Genomic DNA, 931 nt, shown 5'->3' with positions numbered 1-931 from the left:
CGTATTGTCAAAACTTTTATATTAAATAGGCTATAAAATACCTTGATAGAGGGATTTTTGAGCAAAAAAATTGCCACCCCCCATAATTTTAGGTAAAAGTGAGGTTACGACACCGAACACTTAATCCCTAAAATAAAGGAAGTGACAATTTGTACCCTCAAATTATAACCTATTTATTAACTTTTATAAACTATCAAGAACAGGTTATTCGAACTTTACTTACTCTTCTTGTGGGGAAGAGTATGTTTGACAAACCTGCAGAAACTCCGGTAAATAAACCGTATAGAAAACTTCAGGTGGATGATCTCCCGATCATCGAACCACTAGAAAAACTTGATTACAAGACTCTATTGAACGAGTATTTAAACGAACACGGTAAGCCTCTTAAACCTGTTCAAAGACGTTCTAATTCAAAGGCTATTGTACCTAAATCAATGAATTGTCCTAAGTGTGGTGCTCCGTCGGACTATCTTTATGCCAATAACGGAGATAAAGGTCAATTTCAGTGTAAGGTGTGTTCGTGTCTTTTCAGTGATAAAAATCGTTTTTCAAAAGAGGCCATTTTAAAGTGTCCTCATTGTTCAAAATCACTCGATAAAATTAAGGATAGAAAAGACTTTTCCGTCTACAAATGTAGAAACAGCAACTGTTCCTTTTACCAGAGAAATCTTAAAGCGATGTCCTCCAAAGAAAAGAAACGATTTAAGACGGATCCTCAAGCATTTAAAATAAGATATATCTTTCGTCAGTTTCACATTGATTTTCTACCTTTGGCCAAGCAATCGCCTGAACTACCAGCGGTAGATTTGTCTAGGATTTATGCTTCACCACATACATTAGGATTGATATTAACCTACCATGTTAACTACGGCCTTTCGGCCCGTAGGACAGCTGCCATTATGCAGGATGTTCATGGTGTGGCTATTTCGCA

Annotated in this window: 1 pseudogene; it reads left to right on the top strand. The window is 36.6% G+C overall.

Annotated features, from left to right (window positions below):
• Nucleotides 1-149: 149 nt before the first annotated feature.
• Nucleotides 150-931, top strand: a pseudogene (locus F7888_RS22265) (DDE-type integrase/transposase/recombinase); the annotation flags it as partial.

The sequence above is a fragment of the Litchfieldia stipae genome, from assembly GCF_014837155.1.
Taxonomy (GTDB): domain Bacteria; phylum Bacillota; class Bacilli; order Bacillales; family Bacillaceae_L; genus Litchfieldia.
Note: the sequence above shows the minus strand (reverse complement) of the source record. Positions and strands in the feature narration are given on the sequence as shown.